Below are 23,637 nucleotides of genomic sequence, written 5' to 3'. Positions count from 1 at the left end.
GTTACTCCGGGACGACAGGAGCCGGGGGGGGGGCCCGCGGGGCGGCCCCCCCCACGACGGGGAGACGGGCGCTGTCCCAGTCGCCGCCCAGCGCGACCAGCAGCGCGACCTGGGCGCCGAACTGGCGCGATTGCACCTGCAGCAGGGTGCGTTGCGCGTCCAGCGCGTTGGCCTGGGCGGCGATCACCGCGCTGTACAGCGCGGTGCCGGCGCGGTACTGGTCCATCAGCACGCGCTCGGCCTGCTGCGCGGCGTCGGCGGCGCGCTGCTGTTGTTGTTCCTCGCGCGCCAGTTCGCGCGCGGCGGCGAGTTGGTCCTCCACGCCCTGGAACGCGCTCAACACGGTCTGCCGATAGCTGGCGGCAGCGGCATCGAACACGGCTTGTGCCTGCGCGCGCTGCGCGTGGCGCGCGCCGCCGTCGAACAGCGTGCCGGCCAGCGCTGCGCCGACCGCCCAGACCCGGTTCGGCACGCTCAGCAGCGAGGCCAGGCCGGCGCCGTCATAGCCGCCGCTGGCGCTCAGCGACAGGGTCGGGAACCAGGCCGCCACGGCCATGCCGATGCCGGCATTGGCCGCGGCCATGCGCCGCTCGGCACCGGCGATGTCCGGGCGCCGTTGCAGCAGCACCGAGGGCAGGGCGTCCGGCGTCGGTGGTAGCGCCGGCAACGCTGCGTCGCTCGCCGCCAGCGAGAATTCGGCGGGGGTGTGGCCGAGCAGCACCGCCAGCGCGTGGTCCAGTTGCCGGCGCGACAGCGCCAGATCGGTCGATGCGGCTTCGGTGCTGTGCAGGGTGGCCTCGGCCGCGGCCACATCGGCGTCGCTGGCGACGCCGGCGCGCACCCGCGCCTGGGTCAGCCGCAGCGCATCGCGATAGCCGGCCAGGGTGCGCTGGTACAGCGCCAGGGTCTGGTCGTCGAAGCGCAACTGCAGGTAATCGGCGACCACCGCGGCCTGCAGCGACAGCCGCGCCTGCGCCAGGTCGGCGGCGCTGGCCTGGGCGTTGTCGCCGGCCTGTTCGACGCTGCGCCGGATCCGACCCCAGAAGTCCGGCTCCCAACTGGCGCTCAGCCCCAGCGTATCGGTGGTGCGCAGCCCCGGCTTGGGGGTGACGCTGCGCTCGCGCGTGGTCGCGGCCTGCACGCCCAGCGTCGGCGCCTCGGCCGCACGCGCGCTGCCGACCAGCGCCTGCGCCTGCCGATAGCGCGCCTCGGCCTGGCGCAGGGTCTGGTTGGCGCGGTCGGCCTGCTCGACCAGGGCATCCAGCTGCGGATCGCCATAGCGCGTCCACCACGCCACCGTCGGGTCGGCCGCAGCCGGTGCGGCGGGCGCCCAGTGGCCGCCGGCCTCGGCGAACGGCTGCTGTGCGCCGGCCGGCGGCGCCGGGCGCACGTAGTCCGGGCCGGCCATGCAGCCGCCGAGCAGGGCGCTCAGCAACGCCACGCTCAGCAGCGGCGCGCGCGGCGCCGGGCGGCGGGAAACGGTCGGTGGGAGCAGGGCGGTCACGGGGTCGGCGCCGGCAGCGGGAACAGGCCTTCACCGTAGGCGTCGCATGGGGACCCCACGCTGACGCCTCGCTGACGGCGCTGTCAGCGAAGCCACCTGCCGCCGCTCCTGGCCGCGTCGCGGGCCGCGCCCGGCACGTCCGCGATTTGGCGCTTGCAGCCGTCATCCTGGCCGGCCAGTATCGGCGCATGAAACTGCCCCACGCCCTGTCCTGCCTGTTCCTCGCCTGCCTGTTGCTGGGCGGCTGCACCTCGCACGCCGATACCGCCATGCCCTCGCCGATCCGCCTGAACCAGGTCGGCTTCCTGCCTGCCGCAAGCAAGCTGGCGGTAGTGCCGGATGGCCATGGCGACGCGTTCTCGATCGCGCGCGCCGACAGCGACGAGGTGGTGCTGCGCGGTACCCTCGGCACCGCCGCGGCGTGGCCGCCGGCGCAGCAGACCGTGCGCATCGCCGATTTCTCCGCGCTGCGCACGCCGGGCCGCTACCGCCTGCAGGTCGACGGCCTGCCGCCCTCGGACAGCTTCGCCATCGGCGAAGACGCCTACAACGCGCTGACGCGCGCCGCGCTCAAGGCCTACTACTACAACCGCGCCAGCACCGCACTGGACGGCACCTACGCCGGCCGCCACGCGCGCGCCGCCGGCCACCCGGACGACCACGTCCTGGTGCATGCCTCGGCGGCCTCGCCGGAGCGCCCGGCCGGCACCGTGATCGCCGCGCCCAAGGGCTGGTACGACGCCGGCGACTACAACAAGTACGTGGTCAGCTCCGGCATCACCGTGTACACGCTGCTGGCCGCCTACGAGCAGTTCCCCACCTACTTCAGCACCCACCCCGAAGGCATCCCCAACAGCGGCGGCGACGTGCCGGACATCCTGCGCGAGGTCGACTGGAACCTGCAGTGGCTGCTGGCGATGCAGGATCCGCACGACGGCGGCGTGTACCACAAGCTCACCAACCTGGACTTCGCCGGCATGCAGATGCCGGACCAGGCGCGTGCGCCGCGCTACGTGGTGCAGAAGAGCACCGCGGCCACGCTCGACTTCGCCGCGGTGATGGCCCAGGCCAGCCGCATCTACGCGCCGTACGACGCGCAGTTCGGCGGCATCTCCAGGCGCATGCTGGAGGCGTCGCGACGCGCCTGGGCCTGGGCGCAGGCGCATCCGGACGTGGCCTACCGGCAACCGGGCGACGTGCACACCGGCGCCTACGACGACACCCAGTTCGACGACGAGTTCGCCTGGGCGGCCACCGAGCTGTACCTGGCCACCGCCGACGACGCCTTCTACGAGGCGGCGATGGCACGCAAGGTGCCGGCCAGCGTGCCCGACTGGCGCCAGGTCGGCGGGCTGGCGTGGATGTCGCTGGCGCAGCACCGCGCGCGGCTGACCCCGCGCGCCGACCAGGCGCGCATCGCCGACGAGATCGAGGGCCTGGCCGATCACCTGGTGCAGGTGTGGCAGGGCTCGGCCTGGCGCGTGAGCATGCGCGACGCCGACTTCCACTGGGGCAGCAACGCCACCGCGCTGAACCAGGCGATGATGCTGCTGCAGGCCTACCAGCTGCAGCACAAGCCCGAATACCTGCAGGCCGCGCAGTCGCAACTGGACTACGTGCTCGGCCGCAATCCGCTGGGCCTGTCCTTCGTCACCGGCATCGGCGCGCGCTCGCCGATGCACATCCACCATCGCATCTCCATTGCCGACGGCGTGGCCACGCCGGTGCCGGGATGGCTGGTGGGCGGTCCGCAGCCGGGGCAGCAGGACGCCGACGCGTGCAAGCACGCCTATCCGTCGACACTGCCGGCGCTGTCGTACCTGGACAAGGAATGCAGCTATGCCACCAACGAGGTGGCGATCAACTGGAATGCGCCGCTGGTGTACGTGAGCGCCGCGCTGCAGGTGCTGCAGCGCTGATCCGCGGCCGCGACGCGATGACGCGCCCTAGCCCAGGCGGGTGCCGAAGATGCGGTCGCCGGCATCGCCCAGGCCCGGCAGGATGTAGCCCTTCTCGTTGAGCCGTTCGTCGATGGCGGCGGTGTACACCTCCACGTCCGGATGCGCCGCTTCCAGCGCCTGCAGGCCTTCCGGCGCGGCGACCAGGAAGATGCCTTTGATCCGCCGCGCGCCGGCGCGCTTGAGCATGTCCACGGTCGCGATGAGCGTGCCGCCGGTGGCTAGCATCGGATCCAGGATCAGCGCGTCACGTTCCTCCAGGCGGCCGGTGAGGCGTTCGAAGTAGGGCACCGGTTGCAGCGTCTCCTCGTCGCGCTGCAGGCCGACCACGCTGACCCGCGCCGCGGGGATCAGCGCCAGCACGCCGGGCAGCATGCCCAGCCCCGCGCGCAGGATCGGCACCAGGGTGATCTTGGCGCCGGCGATGCGCTGTACCTGGGTCGGGCCGGCCCAGCCCTCCATGGTGTGGGTTTCGGTCTCCAGGTCGGCGGTGGCCTCGTAGCCGAGCAGGGTGCCCAGTTCGGTGACCAGCTCGCGGAAGCCCTTGGTGCTCAGCGCCGCGTCGCGCAACAGGCCGATCTTGTGCTGTACCAGCGGGTGGCGGACTTCGACGATCTTCATGGGCGCGCTCGCAAGGGGGGAGGCGCACAGTGTGCCGCAGCGGCCGTCGCCGCCGCCAGGTCGTGCCGTCGCGGGGCTGGCGGCGGCTGTCGGTCGGGCGCCATCCCGATCGCGGGCAGTGCGCGGCCGATCAGCCTGACCGGCAGGTCAGGCCATCGCGGGCGGGCGGGGGCGTCGCGGCACGTACCGCGACGGGGCGAAAAGAGGTCTAGCGACGGATGGCGACGAAAGCGCGCGGCCTCAGCCGCGGTCGTCGCGCGTCCACAGCCCGCCGTGTTCGGACTTCACCGGAAACTTCGGCACCGGGCCGTAGGCCGGCGCGCACAGGGCGCGTCCATCGCGCACGTCGAAGCGGGCGCCGTGCAGCACGCACTCGATGCTGCTGGCAGTAGGGTCGAAGGTGCCGGGCGACAGCTCATAGTCCTCGTGACTGCAGCGGTCTTCCAGCGCATAGAACTGGCCGTCGAGGTTGAACACCACGATCGGCGTGGCGGTCACCTCGTCCCACACCGTCTTCATTTCGCCCGGCAGCAGTTCTCCATCGGCGCAGACGAAGGTCCAGGTCTCGCTCATGCGGTACCACCCAGCGGTTTTTCCAGTACCTCGAAGCGCAGGTCGTCGCGGCGGGGCTGGCCGAAGCGCGCATCGCCGTACGGAAACGGCTTCTTGATGCCGGTACGGCGATAGCCGCGGCGCTCGTAGAAGGCGATGAGTTCCTCGCGCAGGTCGATGACCGACATGCGCATCAGCGGCAGTCGCCATTCCTGCCAGGCGATGCGCTCGGCTTCGGCCAGCACGGTCTTGCCCAGGCCGCTGCCCTGCGCCTGCGGCTGCACCGAGAACATGCCGAAATAGCCGGCGCCGTCGTCGTCGGCGACGTGCGCGCAGGCGATCAGTTCGCCATCGCGTTCGGCCAGCAGCACCAGGCTGCGCGGGCGCAGGATGTCGGCGCGCAGCACCTCGCGGTCGATGCGGTTGCCGTCGAGCAGGTCGGCTTCGGTGGTCCAGCCGACGCGGCTGCTGTCGCCGCGGTAGGCCGAGGTGACCAAGGCGGCAATGGCGTCGAGATCGTCGACGGTGGCGGTGCGGAAGGTGAGGGTGTGCATGGGCCGATTTTAAGCCTGGTGGCCGGGATTCGGGAGTGGGGATTGGGGATTCGCCAAGGCGGCGCTTTTACGAATCCCCAATCCCGAATGCCCAATCCCGGCGCTTCAGCCCAACAGCTTGCGCACCTTCACCAGCGCCGCCACGAAACGCTCGATCTCGGCGTGCGTGTTGTAGAACGCCAGCGAGGCGCGGCAGGTGGCGGCGACGCCGTAGAACTGCAGCAGCGGATGCGCGCAGTGCTGGCCGGAACGCACCGCCATGCCTTCCAGGTCGAGCAGGGTGGCCAGGTCGTGGGCGTGCGCGCCCTCGATCAGGAACGAGACCACCGCGGCCTTGCCCGGCGCGGTGCCGAACAGGCGCAGGCCGTCGATCCGTTGCAGTTCCTCGGTCAGGTGCGCGAGCAGTTCGCTCTCGCGCGCTTCCACGTGCTGCAGCCCGATCCCCTGCAGATAGTCCACCGCCGCGCCGAGGCCGACGAAACCGGCGATGTTCGGGGTGCCGGCCTCGAACTTGTGCGGCGGGTCGTTGAACACGGTGCCGTCGAAGCTGACTTCCTTGATCATCTCGCCGCCGCCCAGGAACGGCGGCATCGCCTGCAGGTGTTCGCGCCGCGCCCACAGCGCGCCGGTGCCGGTCGGGCCGCACATCTTGTGGCCGGTGATGGCGTAGAAGTCGCAGCCGATCGCGGCCACGTCCAGCGGCCGGTGCGGCGCGGCCTGCGAGCCGTCGATGACGCTGACGATGCCGCGCTTGCGCGCCTCGCGGCAGATCTCGCGCACCGGGTTGACCGTGCCCAGCACGTTGGACACATGGGCCAGGGCCAGCAGCTTGACGTCGGCGGTCATCGCCGCGCGCAGCGCGTCCAGGTCGAGCGCGCCGTCGGCGGTGATCTCGGCGACCTTGACCGTGGCGCCGGTGCGCTGGGCGACCAGTTGCCAGGGCACGATGTTGGCGTGGTGTTCCATGCGCGACACCAGGATGGTGTCGCCGGCACGCAGTCGCGGCAGCGCCCACGAGTACGCCACCAGGTTCAGCGCGAAGGTCGCGCCGCTGCACAGCACCAGCTCGTCGGCGCGCACGTTGAGGAAGCGTGCGAGCCGGGTCCGCGCGCCCTCGTAGGCCTCGGTGGCCTCGCTGCCGAGCGCGTGCACGGCGCGGCTGACGTTGGCGTTGTGGCGCCGGTAGAACGCGTCGGTCGCCGCGATCACCTGCAGCGGCTTCTGCCCGGTGTTGGCGTTGTCGAAGTACACCAGCGGCTTGCCGTGCACTTCCCGCATCAGCAGCGGGAAGTCGCGGCGGACCGCATCCCAGTCCGGCGCCTGCGGCATGGCGGTGTGCGCGGCGGGCCCGTTCATGCCACGCCTGCGGCGCTGAGCGCCCGCTCCAGCCGTGCCAGCAGGCCTTCGCCCAGCGCCGGCTCCAGCGCGCCGACCGGCTCGCGGCAGAACGCGGCAGTCAGCAGTTGCTGCGCGCGTTCCTGCGGCAGTCCGCGCGAGCGCAGGTAGAACAGCGCATTGGTGTCGAGCTGGCCGACGGTGGCGCCGTGCGCGGCCTTGACCTCGTCGGCATCGATCACCAGCACCGGCTGGGTGTCGATCTCGGCGTCGGCGGAGAGCAACAGGTTCTTGTTCGACAGCGCCGCGTCGGTGCCGTCGGCGCCGTGGCGGATCTGGATGCCGCCATGGAACGCCACGCGGCTGCGCCCGGTGGCGACGCCGCGCCACAGCAGTTCGCAGGCGGTGTCGCGGGCGATGTGTTCGATGCCGAGGCGGGTGTCGAGCTGGCGCCGGCCGTTGCCGAGCAGCACGCCGTTGGCGACCAGCCGGGCGTTGTCGCCCTCCAGGCGCACATTGAGTTCGTGTCGGACCAGCGCGCCACCCAGTTCCAGGTCCACGCGCCGGTACTGCGCGTCGCGCGCCAGCACCGCGTCGGTACGCAGCAGTGCGGTGACGCCCGCCGCCTCGTCCTGCATGCGGGCGTGGGTCAGTTGCGCGCCGGCAGCCAGGTGCACGTGCGCCAGGCTGTTGCTCAGGTGCGCGGCATCGCCGGCATGCAGGTGATGCTCGACCACTGCCAGTGCCGCGTCCTGGCGCAGTTCGATCAGGTGGCGATGGTGCCAGGCCAGGTCGGCCTCGGCGGCGGTGGACACGAACACCAGGTGCAGCGGCGCTTCCACGCGCACGCCGGCGTCCACCCGCAGCACGCTGCCTTCGTCGGCAAGGGCGGCGTTGAGCCGGGCGAACACTTCGTCGCTGCGCTCGAAGCGGCGGCCGAGGAAGCGCATGGCATCGTCGCCGCTGCGCAGGATGGTCGACAGCCGCTGCAGTTCCACCCCGGCCGGCAGGCCGGACAGGTCCGACAGCGCATCGCTGGCGCGGCCGTTGACGAACACCAGGCGCGGTGCCGGGATGCCGTCGAGCAGCGCGGCGTCCACGGTCGGCGCGGTCTGCGGCGCCGGGGCGAAGCTGCGCCGTTCCAACGCGCGCAGCGAGGTGTACTTCCAGGCTTCGCTGCGCGCGCCGGGCAGGCCGTCGCGCAGTGCCTGCTCCAGCGGCGCGCGGCGTGCGGCATCGCCGTGGAACGCGGCGGCGAGCGAGTCGAGCAGGGCGCTCATTGCACCGCCGCCTCGGGCGCCACGCGCTCCTTCAGCCAGGCATAGCCGTGCGCTTCCAGCTCCAGCGCTAGTTCGGGGCCACCGGTCTGCACGATGCGGCCGTCGGCCAGCACATGCACCACGTCCGGCTTGATGTAGTCGAGCAGGCGCTGGTAGTGGGTGATCACCACGAACGCGCGCTCCGGCGAGCGCAGCGCGTTGACGCCTTCTGCGACGGTCTTGAGCGCATCGATGTCCAGGCCGCTGTCGGTCTCGTCGAGGATCGCCAGCTTCGGTTCCAGCACCGCCAGCTGGAAGATCTCGTTGCGCTTCTTCTCGCCGCCGGAGAAACCTTCGTTGACGCCGCGATGCAGCAGTTCGTCCTTCAGATGCAGCACCGCCAGCTTCTGCCGGACCAGCTTGAGGAACTGCATCGAGTCCAGTTCGGCCTCGCCGCGCGCCTTGCGCTGCGCATTGAGCGCGGCACGCAGGAAGTAGGTGTTGTTCACGCCGGGGATTTCCACCGGGTACTGGAAGGCCAGGAACAGGCCGGCGGCGGCGCGTTCCTCCGGTTCCAGTTCGAGCAGGTCGGCGTCGTCGAAGCGCACGCTGCCGTCGGTCACGGTGTAGCCGTCGCGGCCGGCCAGCACGTTGCCCAGGGTGGACTTGCCCGCGCCATTGGGGCCCATGATGGCGTGCACTTCGCCGGGCTTCACCTGCAGCGACAGGCCCTTGAGGATGTCCTTGCCGGCGACGGAGGCGTGGAGGTTTTCTATGGTGAGCATGGGGTAGTCCATCAGAATTCTTTGATGTAGCCCCTCTCCCACCGGGAGAGGGGTTGGGGTGAGGGTGCGGTGCGAAGCATCTCTTGGGGTTGGGTGCGCAAGGCTTCGCCCGTACCCTCATCCGGCGCTTCGCGCCACCTTCTCCCGATGGGAGAAGGGCGACGCTGTCAGCCGACGCTGCCTTCCAGCGACACTTCCAGCAGCTTCTTGGCTTCCACCGCGAACTCCATCGGCAGTTCGCGGAACACCTGCTTGCAGAAGCCGTCGACGATCATCGACACCGCGTTCTCCTGGTCGATGCCGCGGGCGCGGCAGTAGAACAGCTGGTCGTCGCTGATCTTGGAGGTGGTAGCCTCGTGCTCGACGGTCGCGGTCGGATGCTTGACCTCGATGTACGGGAAGGTGTGCGCGCCGCATTGCTTGCCGATCAGCAGCGAGTCGCACTGGGTGTAGTTGCGCGCGCCCTCGGCGCTGCGCTCCACCTTGACCAGGCCGCGGTAGGTGTTCTGCCCACGGCCGGCGCTGATGCCCTTGCTGACGATCTTGCTCTTGGTGCGCTTGCCGACGTGGATCATCTTGGTGCCGGTGTCGGCCTGCTGGCGGTGATGGGTCAGCGCCACCGAGTGGAATTCGCCTACCGAGTCGTCGCCCAGCAGCACGCACGAGGGGTACTTCCAGGTGATCGCCGAGCCGGTCTCGACCTGCGTCCAGGTGATCTTGCTGCGCGCGCCGCGGCATTCGCCGCGCTTGGTCACGAAGTTGTAGATGCCGCCGCGGCCTTCCTCGTCGCCCGGGTACCAGTTCTGCACGGTGGAGTACTTGATCTCCGCGTCTTCCAGCGCCACCAGCTCGACCACCGCCGCGTGCAGCTGGTTCTCGTCGCGCATCGGCGCGGTGCAGCCTTCCAGATAGGACACGTAGGCCTTGTCCTCGCACACGATCAGGGTGCGCTCGAACTGGCCGGTGTGGCCGGCGTTGATGCGGAAATAGGTGCTCAGCTCCATCGGGCAGCGCACGCCCTTGGGGATGAACACGAAGCTGCCGTCGGAGAATACCGCCGAGTTGAGCGCGGCGAAGAAGTTGTCGCCGACGGGCACCACGCTGCCCAGGTACTGCCTGACCAGTTCCGGGTGCTCCTTGATCGCCTCGGACATCGAGCAGAAGATCACGCCCTTCTCGGCCAGTTCCTTGCGGAAGGTGGTGCCGACCGAGACCGAGTCGAACACCGCGTCCACCGCCACGCCGGCCAGCTTGGCGCGCTCGTGCAGCGGCACGCCGAGCTTGTCGTAGGTGTCCAGCAGTTCCTTCGGCACCTCGTCCAGCGAGGCGTACTTCGGGCCCTTGGGCGCGGAGTAGTAGCTCAGTGCCTGGAAGTCGATCGGCGCGATGTCCAGCTTGGCCCAGTGCGGCATCGGCATCTTCAGCCAGTGCCGGTAGGCGGCCAGGCGCCAGTCGGTCATCCATTCCGGCTCGTCCTTCTTCACCGACAGGGCGCGCACGACGTCCTCGTTCAAGCCGGGCAGGAACGAATCGGATTCGATGTCGGTGACGAAGCCGGCGTCGTAGCGACGTCCCAGCCGTTCCAGGATTTCAGCGTTTTCGGTGGCCATGGGGCTGCCTACAGGTCAGGTGGTCGCGAACCGCACGGCGATGGGACGCCGTTTCGGATCGCCGGAGGGGGGGAGGGGGTGGAGCATCTGCGCCAGGGTCACGCCGCGCAGCGCATCGGCGACCACGTCGTTGATCAGCCGCCAGTTGGAGCGCACGCCGCAGGTCTGGGCGATGCTGCACTGGCTGCCGTGGTGGCTGCATTCGGTGATCGCCAGCGGGCCTTCCATCGCCTCGACGATCTGGATCAGGGTGATGGCGTCGGCCGGACGCGCCAGCCGGTAGCCGCCGCGCACGCCGCGCAGGCCCTCGACCAGGCCGGCCTGGGCCAGCGGCTTGAGCAGTTTGCTGACCGTGGGCGGCTCCAGCCCGGCCTGTTCAGCCAGTTCGGTCGCGCTCAGCACTTCGTTCGGACGCGCGGCGAGCACGGTCAGCACAACGGTGGCGTAATCGGTGAGCTTGGTGACGCGGAGCATGGCGACGCGGTGGGATTTCAATGCGGACCGAAATTGTACGCTTTTGCGCCGCAGCGTCCAACTGGGCCATTCATCTCTTATTTCGATCGCTGCGATCGGACCGGAGCCGGGGCGCGGTCAGCAGGCCGGCACGCGCGGGCTTGGGATCGCGGGCGATGTGCGCCAGAATCTAGCCTTTCCTGTCCGGATCGCCGCATGCCCCGCAAGATCGCCGCCCGCAAATCCCGCATCCATGGCAACGGCGTGTTCGCCGTGCTGCCGCTCAAGAAAGGCGAGCGGGTCATCGAGTACAAGGGCCGCCGCCGCAGCCACGCCGAGGTCGACCGCGACGAGGCCGGCGACGTCGAGACCGGGCACACCTTCCTGTTCACCCTCAGCGACGACTACGTGATCGACGCCAACTACGAGGGCAACGACGCACGCTGGATCAACCACAGCTGTGCGCCGAACTGCGAGGCGGTGATCGTCGAGGCCGAGGGCGAGGACCGGCGCAAGGACAAGGTGGTGATCGAGGCGCTGCGCGACATCAAGCCCGGCGAGGAACTCACCTACAACTACGGCATCACCCTGGGCGAGCGGCACACGCCGCGGCTGAAGAAGATCTGGGAATGCCGCTGCGGCGCCAAGAACTGCACCGGCACCATGCTGCAGCCCAAGCGCTGAGGTCGCGTCCAGCCGTGCACGCCGCGCCGACGTGCGGTTCACGGCGCTGCCACCGGCGCGTTTCTACGGTGGGACTCCCCTACTCGAGGAGTGTCCCATGAGCGCAATGCCTTCCCTTGCCGGCAAGCAGGTGGCTGTCCTGGCCACCGACGGTTTCGAACAGTCGGAGCTGCAGGAACCCAAGCGCCTGCTCGAATCCTGGGGCGCCCAGGTCGATGTGATCGCGCCGGGCGACGCCGACAGCATCCGCGGCTGGAACAAGAAGGACTGGGGCGACAGCGTGCCGGTGGACAAGCGCCTGCAGCAGGCCCAGGCCGGCGACTACGACGCGCTGGTGTTGCCGGGCGGGGTGATCAATCCCGACAACCTGCGCACCGAGCCGACGGCGATCGCCTTCATCCAGTCCTTCGCCAGCGCCGGCAAGCCGGTCGCGGCGATCTGCCATGGCCCGTGGCTGCTGGCCGAGAGCGGACTGGTGCGCGACCGCCAGGTGACCTCGTGGCCGTCGCTGAAGACCGACCTGTCCAATGCAGGCGGGCGCTGGGCCGACCAGGAGGTGGTGGTGGACGGCAACCTGATCACCAGCCGCAAGCCGGACGACATCCCGGCGTTCGCGCATGCGGTGGCCAAGGCGCTGGGCTGAGTCCGGCGACGACGCGACGGCGCCGCATTGCGGCGAGCGCCGAACGCGAACAACAGAACGGCGGCCCCGGCCGCCGTTTCTGCATCCGCGTGTTGGGCGGACCGAGGTCGTGCCGCAGCCCTGCGTCTACTGCCCCGGAAGCATGCCTGCCGGCACCAGCTTGCCGATGTCCTGATTGAAGCGCACCACCAGCGCGCCATTTTCCACGCCGGCCGACTGGATCTGCACGTCGCCCAGCATCGCGGTCAGGCGCGGGTCGAGCTTGTAGATCGGCTCCTTGCGCGCGTAGTCCTCCAGCCAGGCATTGAGCAGTTCGCGCGTATTGGCGTCGAGCTTGCCGCCGTTGGCGGCCGGGCGGAAGTCGTCGATGGTGGGGGATTGCAGGTGGAAGCTCTGGCTCTGCTGGTCGTAGCGCAGGGCGCTGGTCAGCAGCACCTGGCCCAGCGGCGTCGCCGCGCCGCCGCCCGTGGCCATGCTCAGGTCGAACTGCATCTTCAGGCGATCGCCCGGCGGCAGGCTCAGCTTCGGATCGCGCACGGTCATCTTGATCAGCCCGCCCAGCGCCTTGTGCGTCTGCGGGAAGCTGCCGTCCAGGTAGTGCTGCACGTCGGCGGCGCCGACGCTGACCTGGTGGCCCTGGATGGTGGGTTCCGCCTGGGCCTGGGTGGCGGCGGCGAGCGCCAGGAGCGCGGCCGCGCGCAGGGTGAACTTGCGGAAGATCATCGGGAAGCCCTGGACCAACGAGAGGAATTCACCATAACGGTCGCCGGTGAATGCGCGATTAGCGGGCCCGGCGGCGCGCCGTGGCGTCGCTCAGGCGGCCGACGGCGCCAGCCGCGCCAGCAGTGCGTCCAGCGCCGGCTGCAGCGGCGCCAGCAGTGCACGCGCCTCGCTGTCGCTGCGCTCGCCGAGGCCGCGCAGCAACTGCGTGCCGACGATCAGCGCGGCGCGCTCGTCGCCGCGCAGTCCGGGCTGGCGCTGTGCCGCCTCGAGCAGGCGCATCCAGTCCTGCCGACAGCGCGCCTCCAGTTCGATGGTGCAGCGGCCCTGGCAGGGCAGGCCGTCGTCCTGGATCGGGGTGACGGTGACGCGGTAGCGTTGGGAGGCAGTCATGGCAGTGGCACACGCGGGGTGTGCCTCCAAGATAGGCGCGCTCGAGCGGCACCACGAGCCTGTCGCTCGCGACGCTCTGTTCCAGTGCGTCCGTTCAGCGTGCCGCGCGCAGCAGCGGCAGCGGGTCGTAGGCACCGCCTTCGGCATACACCCCGTAGTGCAGGTGCGGGGGCGTGCCGCGCGCGTTGCCGCTGTCGCCCACCGCACCGAGCGGGTCGCCGGGCTGGACCAGGTCGCCGACCTGCAGCCCGGTCGCCCACGACTCCAGATGCGCGTAGTAATGCCGCTGCCGCGACGGCCCCAGCACCCAGACCTGGCGGCCGCCGAGGCCGCGGTCGGCGATGGCGACGACGATGCCGCGCGTCGCCGACACCACCGGCGTGCCGCGCCTGGCGAAGATGTCCACGCCGGCGTGCTGGCGGTCGCGCCCGCGCGGCGCGCCGAAGGTGGCGGCCACACGCCGCGGATCCACGCCTTCGACCGGCATGTGCAGGGCCGTCGGCGCCGGCGCGCGCGCCAACTCCCAGCCGACGCGCAGGCGCTGCGCCCATGGATGCCGCCAGGCCCAGGCCGCGGCCACCGCCAGTGCGGCCAGCACCGCCGCGCGCAGCAGTTCGCGGCGCAGGCGCTGCGCTGGCGAAAGCGTGGGCGCCGCGGCCATGCGTTCAACCCGCGTGCAGGGCGGCCGCCTGTTCCTGCAGGCGCTGCTTCAATGCGTCGTCGATGCCGAGCTGTCGTGCCAGTTCGTCCAGGTAGCTGCGCTCCATGAAGCCCTGTTCGTCGGCGGCGAGCAGGCTGGCCAGATACATCTCCGCCGCCATCTCGGGACTGGTCGACGCGCGCGCCACCTCGGCCGGATCCAGCGGCTTTTCCAGTTCCGCATGCAGCCACTGCTGCACGTCGGCATCGTTGCCGTGGAGGCGGGCGAATTCGCCTTCGATCAGGTTGCGTTCGTGTTCGTCCAGATGGCCATCTGCCTTGGCCGCACCGACCAGTGCGCGCAGTACCGCCTGGCTGTGCTGCTCGACTTCCAGAGGCGGCAGCCGATCCAGCGTCTGCGGTTCGGGTGCGGCGGCACCGAGTTGCTGGCGGCGATAGTCGCCATAGGCGCGATAGGCCATCAGTCCCAACGCGGCCAGTCCGCCATACGTCGCCAGCTTGCGGGTGGTGCGGTGCTTGCCGAGCAGCAGGCCGAGCGCGCCGCCGCTGAGGGCTCCCTTGCCGAAGTCGGCGTTGAGCAGGCCGCCCAGGCCGCCGGCGTCAGTCTGCGCTGGTGCGGCGGGAGCGGGCGTGCCGGTCTTGCCCATGGCCTGGCCGGCGACGCCCTGCGCCGATTGCAGCAGTTGGTCGAGAAAGCCCTGTAGTTTCATGCAGGTGATCCTGTCGAAGGGAATCACCGGTATAGCGGCCGTCGCCTTAGCGGGCCGTCAACCCAGGTACGCAGCAGACGCAAAAAAAAACGAGACGGCCGGGGCCGTCTCGTCGGTGTGCTTGCCTGGATCAGGCGACGCTGCTCAGAGCGCGGCGTCCTTGAGCTTCTTCAGCGGGCGCACCTTGAGCTTGGTGGTGGCCGGCTTGGCGGCGAACCACTGCTCTTCCTTGGTGAACGGGTTGATGCCCTTGCGCTTCGGCTTGGCCGGCACGCTGACGGCGGTGATCTTCAGCAGGCCCGGCAGGGTGAACGAGCCAGCGCCCTTCTTGCTGACCGAACCGGCCACGGCGTGCTCCAGCGAGGCCATCACGGCGCGCACGTCCTTGGCGATCACGCCACTGGTTTCGGCGATGTGGGCGACGAGCGCGGACTTGCTCAGCACGTCCTTGATCGGCTTGGGAGCGGCCGGCTTGGCGGCGGCCTTGGTCGCTACCTTCTTCACTGCCTTCTTCGGGGCAGCCTTTTTTGCGGTCTTTGCCATGATGTCCTGATTCCGTATTTGGTGGTTTGGGTCGCGCCGACCCCGTCGGCATGGCGAAATGTAGGGCATGTGCTACGCCGCGCCAATAGGCCGGAAGCAAAAAAACGCGAATATTCGCCGCGACTGGCGTCTTTTTCGCCGACGACGGCGCCGGCGGCGGCACTTTACGTGGCGAGATGGTCGGGCATTTCCGCCGTCGCGCGTGTCCATCGCCGCTGCTGGGCAGAAGCACAAGCCCGTAACGCCGCCTCGCCTATGGTCGGCGCTCCACTCACCGACAGGAGCCTCGCATGGGCATTTCGCGTCACGCCACCGCGCATTGGGAAGGCGATCTCAAGACCGGCCAGGGCCGGTTGAACACGCCGCAGAGCGGCCTGCTGGAGAACACCCGCTATGCGTTCAACAGCCGCTTCGGCGACGAGAAGGGCACCAATCCCGAAGAACTGATCGCCGCCGCGCATGCCGGCTGCTTCACCATGGCGCTGTCGGCCAAGCTGACCGAAGCCGGCTTCCCGCCGACCGCGCTGGACACCCGCGCCGACGTCGACCTGTCGATGGAAGGCGGCCCCCAGCTCTCGCAGATCCGCCTCAAGGTCAAGGCCGTGGTGCCGAACATCGAGGCCGCGCGCTTCCGCGAAGTGGCCGACGACGCCAAGCAGAACTGCCCGGTGTCCAAGGCGCTGAGCGCGGTGCCGATCAGCCTGGAAGCGGAGCTGGCCTGAACCCGGCGCGGTCCGGCGGCATGCCGGACCGCGCGTGCGTGCGGCGCACGGACACGGCGCCGCCGCGAGGCGGCCATGCGTATCGCTGCTGCACCGACTGCAACGCGTGCCGCCCGGTAGCTGTCGCGCCACTAAATGTGCGCGGCGCAACCGTCCCTATTCAGTCTGGTTTCACCGCCTCGGATCGAGCATGCAGTCGCGCGATCCACGCGCTTGGAACCATCGCCATGAACAAGCTCTCGACCCGTCTGTTGACCGCTGCGCTCGCTGTCGGCGTCATCGGCTCCGCCGCCGCGCAGGATTACGGTTACACCCGCTACGACGACTACCGCGACCGTGGCTACGCGTCCGGCACCTACGAATATGCGCGCGTGGTGCGCGCCGATCCGATCATGGTGCAGGTCAACGGGCCGCGCGAGACCACCGAGCGCTGCTACGACCGTCCGGCGTCCGGTAGCTACGCCAGCGACTACGGCTACCGCGGCACCGATGGCGGCCGTACCGCCTCGTCGGTGGTCGGCGGCATTGCCGGCGCCGTGCTCGGCAGCCGCGTCGGCGGCGGCAATGGCCGCTTCGTCGGCACCGCGGTCGGCACCATGCTCGGCAGCCTGGCCGGCCGCTCGATCTACGACACCAATGCCCGCGCCTATGGCGGCGGCTACGGCGGTGGCGGCGTGGTCCGCGAATGCGAGCCGGTGTCGTACCGGACCGAACGCTACGACCGCGTCGACGGCTACGACGTGACCTACGAATACGGCGGCCGCTACTACCACACCCGCACCGCCTCGCCTCCGGGGGACCGCATCCGCGTCCGGGTCGACGTCCTGCCCGACTGACGTATTGCCCGACCGAACCAAAGGGCGCCTCCTTGCGAGGCGCCCTTTGTTTTGCGCTCCTGTCGGCACCTGCGATGCAGGGTGCCGGCGACCTTCGATCAGGGCCAGTCGATGCGGCCTTCGATCACCGTCTGCACCTGTCCGCCGGACCACACCTCGCCGGCCTCGTCCACGCGCAGCGTCAGCAGCGCGTCGTGGCCGACTTCGCGACCCTGGCTGGCGACGTAGCGGCCACCGTGGCCGGGCAGGGCGTGGCTGTGATCCAGCCACGCCGCCAGCACCGCGTTGGCGGCCCCGGAGGCGGCGTCCTCGAAGCGCCGGCCGTTGCCGACGAAGGCGCGCACCGCCAGCGCATACGTCTGCCCGCTGCTGCGTGCGTAGGCGAACACGCCCATGCTGGCGGTGCTCTCGGCCAGGGCGGCGATCGCGTCCCAGTCCGGCGCCAGCGCGCGCAATGCGGCTTCGTCGGCCACTTCGACCAGCCACCAGCAGCGGCCGCCGTCCATGCGCACCGGCGGCAGCGTGCCCAGGGGCCAGCCGCGCAGGGCCGCCTGCAGCCGCGGATCTGCGGCATCGGCGATCTCGGCCACCTGCGCGCGCGGGGTGCGGATGGCGATGCTGCGTACTCCAGCGTCCACATCGACGCGCAGCGGCAGCAGGCCGGCGATGCCGTCCTGGATCAGCACGCCGTCGCGCGGTGAGGCGATGCCCGCTTCCAGCGCGACGTGCGCGGTGCCGACGCTGGGGTGGCCGGCGAACGGCACTTCCTTCTGCGGGCTGAACATGCGCAGGCCGTAGCTGGCGTCCGGCCGCGTCGGCGCGAACACGAAGGTGGTTTCCGGCAGGCGGGTCCAGCGCGCGATGGCCTGCATCGTGGCAGCGTCCAATCCATCGGCATCGAGCACCACGGCCAAGGGGTTGCCGTTGCCGGCACGGGCGGAGAAGACATCGACCTGGAAGAAGCGGCGTGCGGCCATGGCGGGAAACTCCGGACGGCGGTGGGGGAGGCCGGAGCTTACCAAGCGATCCTGCCGGCGATCACCGCTTGCACCAGGCGGCCGGTTCATCCCTCAGCGGCGGCCGCACGGTGTCGCGGCGCCGTGCGCGCGGACTGCGTTCCCAGGCGTGGCAACGTCTGTGCCGGGCTCGCTCATCGGTGCTCGGTTGGCAGTAGAATCGGGGGTTCCGCCCGCGCATGCCGGCGTTTTCCCCACATTCCAGACACCCCACTCCATGTCAGCTTCCTCTCCTGTCGATCGCTGGATCGTCCTCAAGTTCGGCGGCACTTCGGTGTCGCGTCGTCATCGCTGGGACACGATTGGGACGCTGGCGAAAAAACGCGCGGAGGAGACCGGTGCTCGGGTGTTGGTGGTGGTGTCGGCCTTGTCCGGGGTGACCAACGAACTGACTGCGATCGCCGACGGCAGCGCCGACAGCGCGCAACGCGTGGCCGCGCTGGAGCAGCGCCACCGCGACTTCCTGGCCGAACTGGAACTGGACGTCGAGGCGGTGCTGGGCGAACGCCTGGCGGCGCTGCGCGGCCTGCTCGACGATCCGCGCGCGGCCGAGCGCACGCTGGACTGGCAGGCCGAGGTGCTGGGGCAGGGCGAGTTGCTGTCCTCGACCCTGGGCGCGGCCTACCTGCGCGCCAACGGCCTGGACATGGGCTGGATGGATGCGCGGCAGTGGCTGGACGCGCTGCCGCCGCAGCCGAACCAGAGCGCCTGGTCGCGGCGCCTGTCGGTGTCGTGCCAGTGGCAGTCCGATCCGCAGTGGCGCGCGCGCTTCGTCGCCCAGCCCACGCGCATGCTGATCACCCAGGGCTTCATCGCCCGGCACGAGGACGGCGGCACCGCCATCCTCGGCCGCGGCGGCTCGGATACCTCGGCGGCCTACTTCGGGGCGCTGCTCGGCGCCAGCCGGGTGGAGATCTGGACCGACGTGCCGGGCATGTTCAGCGCCAATCCGCGCGAAGTGCCGGATGCGCGCCTGCTGACCCGCCTGGACTACTACGAGGCGCAGGAAATCGCCACCACCGGCGCCAAGGTGCTGCACCCGCGCTCGATCAAGCCGTGCCGCGATGGCGGCGTGCCGATGGCGATCCTGGACACCGAGCGCCCGGCGCTGCCCGGCACCAGCATCGACGGCAACGCCCGCACCGTGCCCGGGGTCAAGGCGATCAGCCGCCGCAACGGCATCGTGCTGGTGTCGATGGAAGGCATCGGCATGTGGCAGCAGGTCGGCTTCCTGGCCGACGTGTTCGCGCTGTTCAAGAAGCACGGGCTGTCGGTGGACCTGATCGGTTCGGCCGAGACCAACGTCACCGTGTCGCTGGATCCGAGCGAGAACCTGGTCAACACCGACGTGCTGGCGGCGCTGTCGGCCGACCTGGCGGAGATCTGCCGGGTCAAGATCATCGTGCCGTGCGCGGCGATCACCCTGGTCGGGCGCGGCATGCGCTCGCTGCTGCACAAGCTCTCGGACGTGTGGGCCACGTTCGGCAAGGAGCGCGTGCACATGATCTCGCAGTCGTCCAACGACCTGAACCTGACCTTCGTCATCGACGAAACCGACGCCGACGGGCTGTTGCCGATCCTGCACGCCGAGCTGATCGACAGCGGCGCGATGCCGGTCGAGGAAACCGAGGTGTTCGGCCCGCGCTGGCGCGAGATCGCCGGCACGGTGCGGCCGCGGCCGGTGCCGTGGTGGCAGGGCGAGCGCGCGCATCTGCTGCGCCTGGCCGAGGCCGGCACGCCGCGCTACGTCTACCACCTGCCGACCCTGCGCGAACGCGCGCGCGCGCTCAAGGCGATCGCCGCGGTGGACCAGCGCTACTACGCGATCAAGGCCAACGCGCATCCGGCGATCCTGCAGACCCTGGTCGAGGAGGGCTTCGGCCTGGAGTGCGTGTCGCACGGCGAACTGCGCCGGGTGTTCGAGATCGTGCCGGAGCTGTCGCCGCGGCGGGTGTTGTTCACCCCCAGCTTCGCGCCCCGCGCCGAGTACGAAGCCGCGTTCGCGCTGGGCGTGACCGTGACCGTGGACAACGTCGAGGCGCTGCAGCGCTGGCCGGACCTGTTCCGCGGCCGCAGCCTGTGGCTGCGCATCGACCTGGGCCATGGCGACGGCCACCACGAGAAGGTCAACACCGGCGGCAAGGCCTCCAAGTTCGGCCTGTCGGCGACCCGCGTCGACGAGTTCGTCGAGGCCGCGCGCGCGCTGGACATCCGCATCGTCGGCCTGCACGCGCACCTGGGCAGCGGCGTGGAGACCGCGCAGCACTGGCGGCGCATGTGCGACGAGCTGGCCGGCTTCGCACGGCGCATCGGCAGCGTCGAGGTCATCGACATCGGTGGCGGCCTGCCGATCCCGTACAGCGCCGACGACGAACCGTTCGACCTGGACACCTTCGCGCAGGGCCTGGCCGAGGCCAAGGCCGTGCATCCGGCGTTCCGCCTGGCGATCGAACCGGGTCGCTACCTGGTCGCCGAATGCGGCGTGCTGCTGGCCCGCGCCACCCAGGTGATCGAGAAGGACGGCATCCGCCGGGTCGGCCTGGATGCCGGCATGAACACCTTGATCCGCCCGGCGCTGTACGACGCCTGGCACGACGTGGCGAACCTGAGCCGGCTGGAGCAGCCGGCCGACACCGTGTTCGACGTGGTCGGGCCGATCTGCGAATCCAGCGACGTGTTCGGCAAGCGTCGGCGCCTGCCGGCGGGCACCGCGCCGGACGACGTGATGCTGATCGCCGACGCCGGCGCCTACGGCTACAGCATGGCCAGCACCTACAACCAGCGCGAATTGCCCCGCGAGGAAGCGATCGATGCGCGCGCGGACTGAGTTCGTCGCGGGCAGCGCCGCGGCCGGCGCGCTTGCGATGGCGGCTGCCACCGCGGTGGACCAGTCCGGCACATCGCTGCCGTGGACCGACAGCTTGAAGTGGGCGCTGCCGGCGCTGGCCGCGGCCGCGGCTGGGGCGTGGCTGGCGTTGCGCTGGCAGCGCCGCGCGCCTGGTGCAAGCACCGGCGCGCTGGCCCTGCGCACCTCGCTCCTGGCCGCGTTGGCCTACCTGCCGGCGCTGGCGTTGTACGTGCTGGTGGCCGTGCTGGCCTCCGCCGCGTCGGTGCCGGCCGGACAGCATGGGCAACTGCTGCTGATGGCCTTCGTGTTCGGCTGCCTGCCGTTGCTGTGGGCCGCCTTGCCGTTTTCGATGCTCGAATTTCTTCTGTGCCGCCGCTACCTGCGGCACACCCGTGTGCTTGCAGGACGTCCATGACCGCTTTCGACAAACAGCAGATCGCCACCTTCCGCTTCGTGCGCTGCGGCTTCGACGCCGACAGCGGCGTGGCGCGCCTGGTCTATGCGTTCGACGACGGCCCGGAACTGGTGGAGACCGTCACCGTGCCCGGCGCGCCGTTCGCGCTCGACCCGGCGCGCGCGCAGGCGGCGCAGCGCGCCCTGCGCCTGCTGCACCTGATCGCCGGCGTCAGCTACTACAAGGCGGCGGTGCCGCCGCGCATCGTCATCGACGACTACGCCATCGATGCCGAGACCGCCGCGCTGCTGGATAGCGTGTACCTGCATGGTCTGGGCGAGTTCGCCTATCGCAACGGCCTGGACCTGCGCGGGCGCATCCGTTTCCCGGCCGCCGAGGCCGGTGCCGCCGACGCGCCGGCATTGGGGCTGCGCGATCAGGCACTGGTGGCGATCGGCGGCGGCAAGGATTCGCTGGTCAGCATCGAGGCCCTGCGCGCGGCCGGCGTGGCGCAGACGGTGACCTGGATCGGCGGCTCGCAGCTGATCCGCGCCTGCGCCGAGCGCACCGGCCTGCCGACCTTGAACATCGGCCGCACCCTGGCGCCGGAGCTGTTCGAGCTGAACCGGCAGGGCGCGTGGAACGGCCACATTCCGGTGACCGCGGTGAACTCGGCGATCCTGGTGTTCGCCGCGGTGCTGCACGACGCCGGCCAGGTGGTGTTCTCCAACGAGCACTCGGCCAGCTACGGCAGCCAGATCGCTGGTACCGGCGAGGTCAACCACCAGTGGTCCAAGGGCTGGGCCTTCGAGCAGGCGTTCGGTACCCAGGTGCAGCGCTACGTGGCCGCGGACCTGCGCTACTACTCGCTGCTGCGGCCGCTGTCGGAGCTGGCGGTGGCGCGGCAGTTCGCCAAGACCGACCACTACGACGCGCATTTCTCCAGCTGCAACCGCAATTTCCACATCCTCGGCGAACGCCCGGCGCACCGATGGTGCGGGGTCTGCCCGAAGTGCCATTTCGTGTTCCTGGCGCTGGCGCCGTTCATGCCGAAGACGCGGCTGGTGCGGATCTTCGGCCGCAACCTGCTCGACGACGCCGGCCAGGCCGGCGGCTTCGATGCGCTGCTGGAGTTCCAGGACCACAAGCCGTTCGAGTGCGTGGGCGAAGGCCGCGAATCGCGCGCGGCGATGGCGGCGCTGGCGGCGCGCGCGGAATGGAAGGAAGACGCGCTGGTGGCGCGCTTCATCCGCGAGATCCAGCCTCAGCTCGACCCTGCCGAGCTGCGCGTGGAGCCGCTGCTGGAACTGGACGCGCAGCACCGCATCCCGGCCGACCTGTGGGAACGCGTGCGTGCGAATTTCGCAGCTTGAGTCGCAGCGCGTCGCGCTGTGGGGGTGGGGCCGCGAGGGCCGCGCGGCGTATGCGGCGGTGCGTGGCTGGGAATCGGGAATCGGGAACGGGGAATCGCGGCGCACGCTGCCGCTGACGGTGTTCTGTCCGGCCGACGAAGCGGCGGAGATCGCCGCCTTGCACGATCCCGATCTGCAGGTAGAAACCGAGGCCACTGCCGAGCGCCTGGCCGCGTTCGATGTGGTGATCAAGTCGCCCGGGATCAGTCCGTACCGGCCCGAGGCGCAGGCCGCGGCGGCACGCGGCACGCGCTTCATCGGCGGCACCGCGCTGTGGTTCGCCGAACACGCCAGCGCCGACGGCGTGGTGCCCGGCAGCGTCTGCGTCACCGGCACCAAGGGCAAGAGCACCACCACCGCGCTGCTGGCGCACCTGCTGCGTGCCGGCGGCCATCGCACCGGCCTGGTCGGCAACATCGGCGTGCCGCTGCTGGAAGTGCTGGCGCCGATGCCGCCGCCGCAGTATTGGGCGATCGAACTGTCCAGCTACCAGACCGGCGACGTCGCCCGCAGCGGCGCGCGGCCGCAGCTGGCGCTGGTGCTGAACCTGTTTCCCGAGCATCTGGACTGGCACGGCAGCCAGGCGCGCTACATCGCCGACAAGCTCGAGCTGGTGACCCATGCGCGGCCGCGCATCGCGCTGCTCAACGCCGCCGATCCGCAGTTGGCGGCCCTGCAACTGCCCGACAGCGACGTGCGCTGGTTCAATCGCGAGGATGGCTGGCACATGCGCGGCGAGGTGGTGTACCGCGGCGACACCGCGGTGTACGACAGCGCGCAGGCGCCGCTGCCGGGCCGGCACAACCGCGGCAACCTGTGCGCGGTGCTGGCGGCGATCGAGGCGTTGGGCCTGGATGCGGCGGCGCTGGCGCTGGCGGCCGATCGCTTTCGGCCGCTGCCGAACCGGCTGCAGACCCTCGGCACGCGCGACGGCGTGACCTACGTGAACGACTCGATCAGCACCACCCCGCATGCCAGCCTCGCGGCGCTGGAATGCTTCCGCGGGCGGCGCATCGCGCTGCTGGTGGGCGGTCACGACCGCGGCCTGGACTGGCAGGATTTCGCCGCGCACATGCGTGATGATGGCGCTCCGCTGGAGATCGTCACGATGGGGGCCAACGGCCCACGCATCCATGCGCTGCTGGCGCCGCTGGCCGCCGACGCCGACGCCGACGCCGGCTTCGGCCTGCATGCCGCGGCCGACCTGGCGGAGGCGGTGGCGCTGGCGCGCGCGGCGCTGGGCGAGCAGGGCGGCGTGGTGCTGCTGTCGCCCGGCGCGCCCAGCTTCGGCGCCTACCGCGACTACGTCGCGCGTGGCCGCCATTTCGCCACGCTGGCCGGGTTCGACCCGGACGCGATCAGCGCCATCCCGGGGCTGGGCATCGCCTGAGCCGCGTCGCGTGGGCGCACACATCGCGCTGGCGT

At 70.6% G+C, this 23,637-nt stretch carries 24 protein-coding genes; 9 read left to right on the top strand and 15 right to left on the bottom strand.

All coding sequences use genetic code 11. The annotated features are described in order from the left end of the window. Position 1 precedes the first annotated feature (1 nt). Positions 2-1,504: an efflux transporter outer membrane subunit gene (locus tag PG878_RS13695; protein WP_311185972.1), complete on the bottom strand. Its 1,503-nt coding sequence runs from the start codon at positions 1,502-1,504 to the stop codon at positions 2-4. A gap of 188 nt (positions 1,505-1,692) precedes the next feature. Here PG878_RS13695 and PG878_RS13690 point away from each other — a divergent pair, with 188 nt between their 5' ends. After that, positions 1,693-3,423, top strand: coding sequence for a glycoside hydrolase family 9 protein (locus PG878_RS13690; protein ID WP_311185971.1), 1,731 nt, complete (start codon positions 1,693-1,695; stop codon positions 3,421-3,423). Positions 3,424-3,450: 27 nt separating this feature from the next. On the opposite strand, the gene upp is transcribed toward PG878_RS13690, so the two are convergent. The 8 genes from upp to PG878_RS13650 form a co-directional block, all read right to left on the bottom strand. After that, the gene (gene upp / locus PG878_RS13685; protein WP_209031701.1) at positions 3,451-4,083 is read right to left on the bottom strand and encodes a uracil phosphoribosyltransferase; all 633 of its coding nucleotides are present in this window, start codon (positions 4,081-4,083) and stop codon (positions 3,451-3,453) included. A 240-nt stretch (positions 4,084-4,323) separates the two neighbouring features. After that, a complete protein-coding gene (locus tag PG878_RS13680) occupies positions 4,324-4,656 on the bottom strand; it encodes a non-heme iron oxygenase ferredoxin subunit (RefSeq protein ID WP_209031702.1) in 333 nt (110 codons plus the stop codon). Beyond that, positions 4,653-5,189, bottom strand: a complete 537-nt coding sequence (locus PG878_RS13675; RefSeq protein WP_209031703.1) for a GNAT family N-acetyltransferase — start codon at positions 5,187-5,189, stop codon at positions 4,653-4,655. The genes PG878_RS13680 and PG878_RS13675 overlap by 4 nt, the downstream gene beginning before the upstream one ends. A 105-nt stretch (positions 5,190-5,294) precedes the next feature. After that, on the bottom strand, positions 5,295-6,545 hold the full coding sequence (locus PG878_RS13670) for a cysteine desulfurase (protein WP_209031704.1): 1,251 nt from the start codon (positions 6,543-6,545) through the stop codon (positions 5,295-5,297). Next, a complete protein-coding gene (gene sufD / locus PG878_RS13665; protein ID WP_209031705.1) occupies positions 6,542-7,804 on the bottom strand; it encodes a Fe-S cluster assembly protein SufD in 1,263 nt (420 codons plus the stop codon). Before sufD ends, PG878_RS13670 begins: the two co-directional genes overlap by 4 nt. Further along, complete coding sequence (gene sufC, locus PG878_RS13660) at positions 7,801-8,568, bottom strand: Fe-S cluster assembly ATPase SufC (protein ID WP_209031706.1); 768 nt, start codon at positions 8,566-8,568, stop codon at positions 7,801-7,803. Before sufC ends, sufD begins: the two co-directional genes overlap by 4 nt. A 167-nt stretch (positions 8,569-8,735) precedes the next feature. After that, positions 8,736-10,178 carry a Fe-S cluster assembly protein SufB gene (gene sufB / locus PG878_RS13655; RefSeq protein WP_017909661.1) on the bottom strand — a complete coding sequence of 481 codons (1,443 nt, stop codon included), beginning with the start codon at positions 10,176-10,178 and terminating at the stop codon, positions 8,736-8,738. A 15-nt stretch (positions 10,179-10,193) separates the two neighbouring features. Continuing rightward, the gene (locus PG878_RS13650; RefSeq protein ID WP_017913833.1) at positions 10,194-10,652 is read right to left on the bottom strand and encodes an SUF system Fe-S cluster assembly regulator; all 459 of its coding nucleotides are present in this window, start codon (positions 10,650-10,652) and stop codon (positions 10,194-10,196) included. Between the two features lie 195 nt (positions 10,653-10,847). Here PG878_RS13650 and PG878_RS13645 point away from each other — a divergent pair, with 195 nt between their 5' ends. After that, a complete protein-coding gene (locus PG878_RS13645; protein ID WP_209031707.1) occupies positions 10,848-11,315 on the top strand; it encodes an SET domain-containing protein in 468 nt (155 codons plus the stop codon). Positions 11,316-11,412: 97 nt separating this feature from the next. Beyond that, a complete protein-coding gene (locus PG878_RS13640) occupies positions 11,413-11,958 on the top strand; it encodes a type 1 glutamine amidotransferase domain-containing protein (protein ID WP_209031708.1) in 546 nt (181 codons plus the stop codon). 126 nt (positions 11,959-12,084) lie between these two features. On the opposite strand, the gene PG878_RS13635 is transcribed toward PG878_RS13640, so the two are convergent. The 5 genes from PG878_RS13635 to PG878_RS13615 all read right to left on the bottom strand — a co-directional run bounded on the left by PG878_RS13635 (position 12,085) and on the right by PG878_RS13615 (position 14,984). Continuing rightward, entirely contained in the window at positions 12,085-12,681 is a 597-nt protein-coding gene (locus PG878_RS13635) for a DUF1439 domain-containing protein (protein WP_209031709.1), read from the bottom strand. A 90-nt stretch (positions 12,682-12,771) separates the two neighbouring features. Continuing rightward, positions 12,772-13,071: a DUF3861 family protein gene (locus PG878_RS13630; RefSeq protein WP_209031710.1), complete on the bottom strand. Its 300-nt coding sequence runs from the start codon at positions 13,069-13,071 to the stop codon at positions 12,772-12,774. Positions 13,072-13,165: 94 nt separating this feature from the next. Beyond that, entirely contained in the window at positions 13,166-13,732 is a 567-nt protein-coding gene (locus PG878_RS13625) for a M23 family metallopeptidase (protein WP_209031711.1), read from the bottom strand. A gap of 4 nt (positions 13,733-13,736) precedes the next feature. Continuing rightward, a complete protein-coding gene (locus tag PG878_RS13620) occupies positions 13,737-14,441 on the bottom strand; it encodes a tellurite resistance TerB family protein (protein WP_209031712.1) in 705 nt (234 codons plus the stop codon). A 144-nt stretch (positions 14,442-14,585) separates the two neighbouring features. Further along, positions 14,586-14,984, bottom strand: a complete 399-nt coding sequence (locus PG878_RS13615) for an HU family DNA-binding protein (RefSeq protein ID WP_026143706.1) — start codon at positions 14,982-14,984, stop codon at positions 14,586-14,588. A 290-nt stretch (positions 14,985-15,274) separates the two neighbouring features. Between PG878_RS13615 and PG878_RS13610 the strand changes: the two genes are divergently transcribed. Both PG878_RS13610 and PG878_RS13605 read left to right on the top strand, forming a co-directional pair. After that, positions 15,275-15,706: an OsmC family protein gene (locus PG878_RS13610; protein WP_209031713.1), complete on the top strand. Its 432-nt coding sequence runs from the start codon at positions 15,275-15,277 to the stop codon at positions 15,704-15,706. Between the two features lie 227 nt (positions 15,707-15,933). Then, on the top strand, positions 15,934-16,542 hold the full coding sequence (locus tag PG878_RS13605) for a glycine zipper 2TM domain-containing protein (protein WP_209031714.1): 609 nt from the start codon (positions 15,934-15,936) through the stop codon (positions 16,540-16,542). 98 nt (positions 16,543-16,640) lie between these two features. On the opposite strand, the gene PG878_RS13600 is transcribed toward PG878_RS13605, so the two are convergent. After that, a complete protein-coding gene (locus tag PG878_RS13600) occupies positions 16,641-17,519 on the bottom strand; it encodes a PhzF family phenazine biosynthesis protein (RefSeq protein WP_209031715.1) in 879 nt (292 codons plus the stop codon). A 256-nt stretch (positions 17,520-17,775) separates the two neighbouring features. On the opposite strand from PG878_RS13600, the gene PG878_RS13595 reads away from it, so the two are divergent. From PG878_RS13595 to murD, 4 genes are read left to right on the top strand one after another with little or no spacing between them, the layout of a single operon-like run. Further along, positions 17,776-20,385 carry a bifunctional aspartate kinase/diaminopimelate decarboxylase gene (locus PG878_RS13595; RefSeq protein WP_209031716.1) on the top strand — a complete coding sequence of 870 codons (2,610 nt, stop codon included), beginning with the start codon at positions 17,776-17,778 and terminating at the stop codon, positions 20,383-20,385. Further along, positions 20,369-20,821, top strand: coding sequence for a hypothetical protein (locus PG878_RS13590; protein ID WP_209031717.1), 453 nt, complete (start codon positions 20,369-20,371; stop codon positions 20,819-20,821). The genes PG878_RS13595 and PG878_RS13590 overlap by 17 nt, the downstream gene beginning before the upstream one ends. Continuing rightward, positions 20,818-22,173 (top strand): UDP-N-acetyl-alpha-D-muramoyl-L-alanyl-L-glutamate epimerase, encoded by a 1,356-nt coding sequence (gene murL, locus PG878_RS13585; protein WP_209031718.1) that lies wholly within the window; start codon positions 20,818-20,820, stop codon positions 22,171-22,173. The genes PG878_RS13590 and murL overlap by 4 nt, the downstream gene beginning before the upstream one ends. Continuing rightward, on the top strand, positions 22,154-23,602 hold the full coding sequence (gene murD, locus PG878_RS13580; protein WP_209031719.1) for a UDP-N-acetylmuramoyl-L-alanine--D-glutamate ligase: 1,449 nt from the start codon (positions 22,154-22,156) through the stop codon (positions 23,600-23,602). The genes murL and murD overlap by 20 nt, the downstream gene beginning before the upstream one ends. The last annotated feature ends 35 nt before the right edge of the window (positions 23,603-23,637 follow it).

It is taken from the genome of Xanthomonas hawaiiensis (assembly GCF_031834635.1).
GTDB classification, from domain to species: domain Bacteria; phylum Pseudomonadota; class Gammaproteobacteria; order Xanthomonadales; family Xanthomonadaceae; genus Xanthomonas_A; species Xanthomonas_A sacchari.
This window is presented reverse-complemented; position numbering and strand designations above follow the sequence as displayed.

Excerpts from the sequence above, each read along its gene's own strand:
- PG878_RS13690 (WP_311185971.1), top strand. The coding sequence starts at position 1,693 with ATGAAACTGCCCCACGCCCTGTCCTGCCTGTTCCTCGCCTGCCTGTTG.
- upp (WP_209031701.1), bottom strand. The coding sequence starts at position 4,083 with ATGAAGATCGTCGAAGTCCGCCACCCGCTGGTACAGCACAAGATCGGC.
- PG878_RS13680 (WP_209031702.1), bottom strand. The coding sequence starts at position 4,656 with ATGAGCGAGACCTGGACCTTCGTCTGCGCCGATGGAGAACTGCTGCCG.
- PG878_RS13675 (WP_209031703.1), bottom strand. The coding sequence starts at position 5,189 with ATGCACACCCTCACCTTCCGCACCGCCACCGTCGACGATCTCGACGCC.
- PG878_RS13670 (WP_209031704.1), bottom strand. The coding sequence starts at position 6,545 with ATGAACGGGCCCGCCGCGCACACCGCCATGCCGCAGGCGCCGGACTGG.
- sufD (WP_209031705.1), bottom strand. The coding sequence starts at position 7,804 with ATGAGCGCCCTGCTCGACTCGCTCGCCGCCGCGTTCCACGGCGATGCC.
- sufC (WP_209031706.1), bottom strand. The coding sequence starts at position 8,568 with ATGCTCACCATAGAAAACCTCCACGCCTCCGTCGCCGGCAAGGACATC.
- sufB (WP_017909661.1), bottom strand. The coding sequence starts at position 10,178 with ATGGCCACCGAAAACGCTGAAATCCTGGAACGGCTGGGACGTCGCTAC.
- PG878_RS13650 (WP_017913833.1), bottom strand. The coding sequence starts at position 10,652 with ATGCTCCGCGTCACCAAGCTCACCGATTACGCCACCGTTGTGCTGACC.
- PG878_RS13645 (WP_209031707.1), top strand. The coding sequence starts at position 10,848 with ATGCCCCGCAAGATCGCCGCCCGCAAATCCCGCATCCATGGCAACGGC.
- PG878_RS13640 (WP_209031708.1), top strand. The coding sequence starts at position 11,413 with ATGAGCGCAATGCCTTCCCTTGCCGGCAAGCAGGTGGCTGTCCTGGCC.
- PG878_RS13635 (WP_209031709.1), bottom strand. The coding sequence starts at position 12,681 with ATGATCTTCCGCAAGTTCACCCTGCGCGCGGCCGCGCTCCTGGCGCTC.
- PG878_RS13630 (WP_209031710.1), bottom strand. The coding sequence starts at position 13,071 with ATGACTGCCTCCCAACGCTACCGCGTCACCGTCACCCCGATCCAGGAC.
- PG878_RS13625 (WP_209031711.1), bottom strand. The coding sequence starts at position 13,732 with ATGGCCGCGGCGCCCACGCTTTCGCCAGCGCAGCGCCTGCGCCGCGAA.
- PG878_RS13620 (WP_209031712.1), bottom strand. The coding sequence starts at position 14,441 with ATGAAACTACAGGGCTTTCTCGACCAACTGCTGCAATCGGCGCAGGGC.
- PG878_RS13615 (WP_026143706.1), bottom strand. The coding sequence starts at position 14,984 with ATGGCAAAGACCGCAAAAAAGGCTGCCCCGAAGAAGGCAGTGAAGAAG.
- PG878_RS13610 (WP_209031713.1), top strand. The coding sequence starts at position 15,275 with ATGGGCATTTCGCGTCACGCCACCGCGCATTGGGAAGGCGATCTCAAG.
- PG878_RS13605 (WP_209031714.1), top strand. The coding sequence starts at position 15,934 with ATGAACAAGCTCTCGACCCGTCTGTTGACCGCTGCGCTCGCTGTCGGC.
- PG878_RS13600 (WP_209031715.1), bottom strand. The coding sequence starts at position 17,519 with ATGGCCGCACGCCGCTTCTTCCAGGTCGATGTCTTCTCCGCCCGTGCC.
- PG878_RS13595 (WP_209031716.1), top strand. The coding sequence starts at position 17,776 with ATGTCAGCTTCCTCTCCTGTCGATCGCTGGATCGTCCTCAAGTTCGGC.
- PG878_RS13590 (WP_209031717.1), top strand. The coding sequence starts at position 20,369 with ATGCGCGCGCGGACTGAGTTCGTCGCGGGCAGCGCCGCGGCCGGCGCG.
- murL (WP_209031718.1), top strand. The coding sequence starts at position 20,818 with ATGACCGCTTTCGACAAACAGCAGATCGCCACCTTCCGCTTCGTGCGC.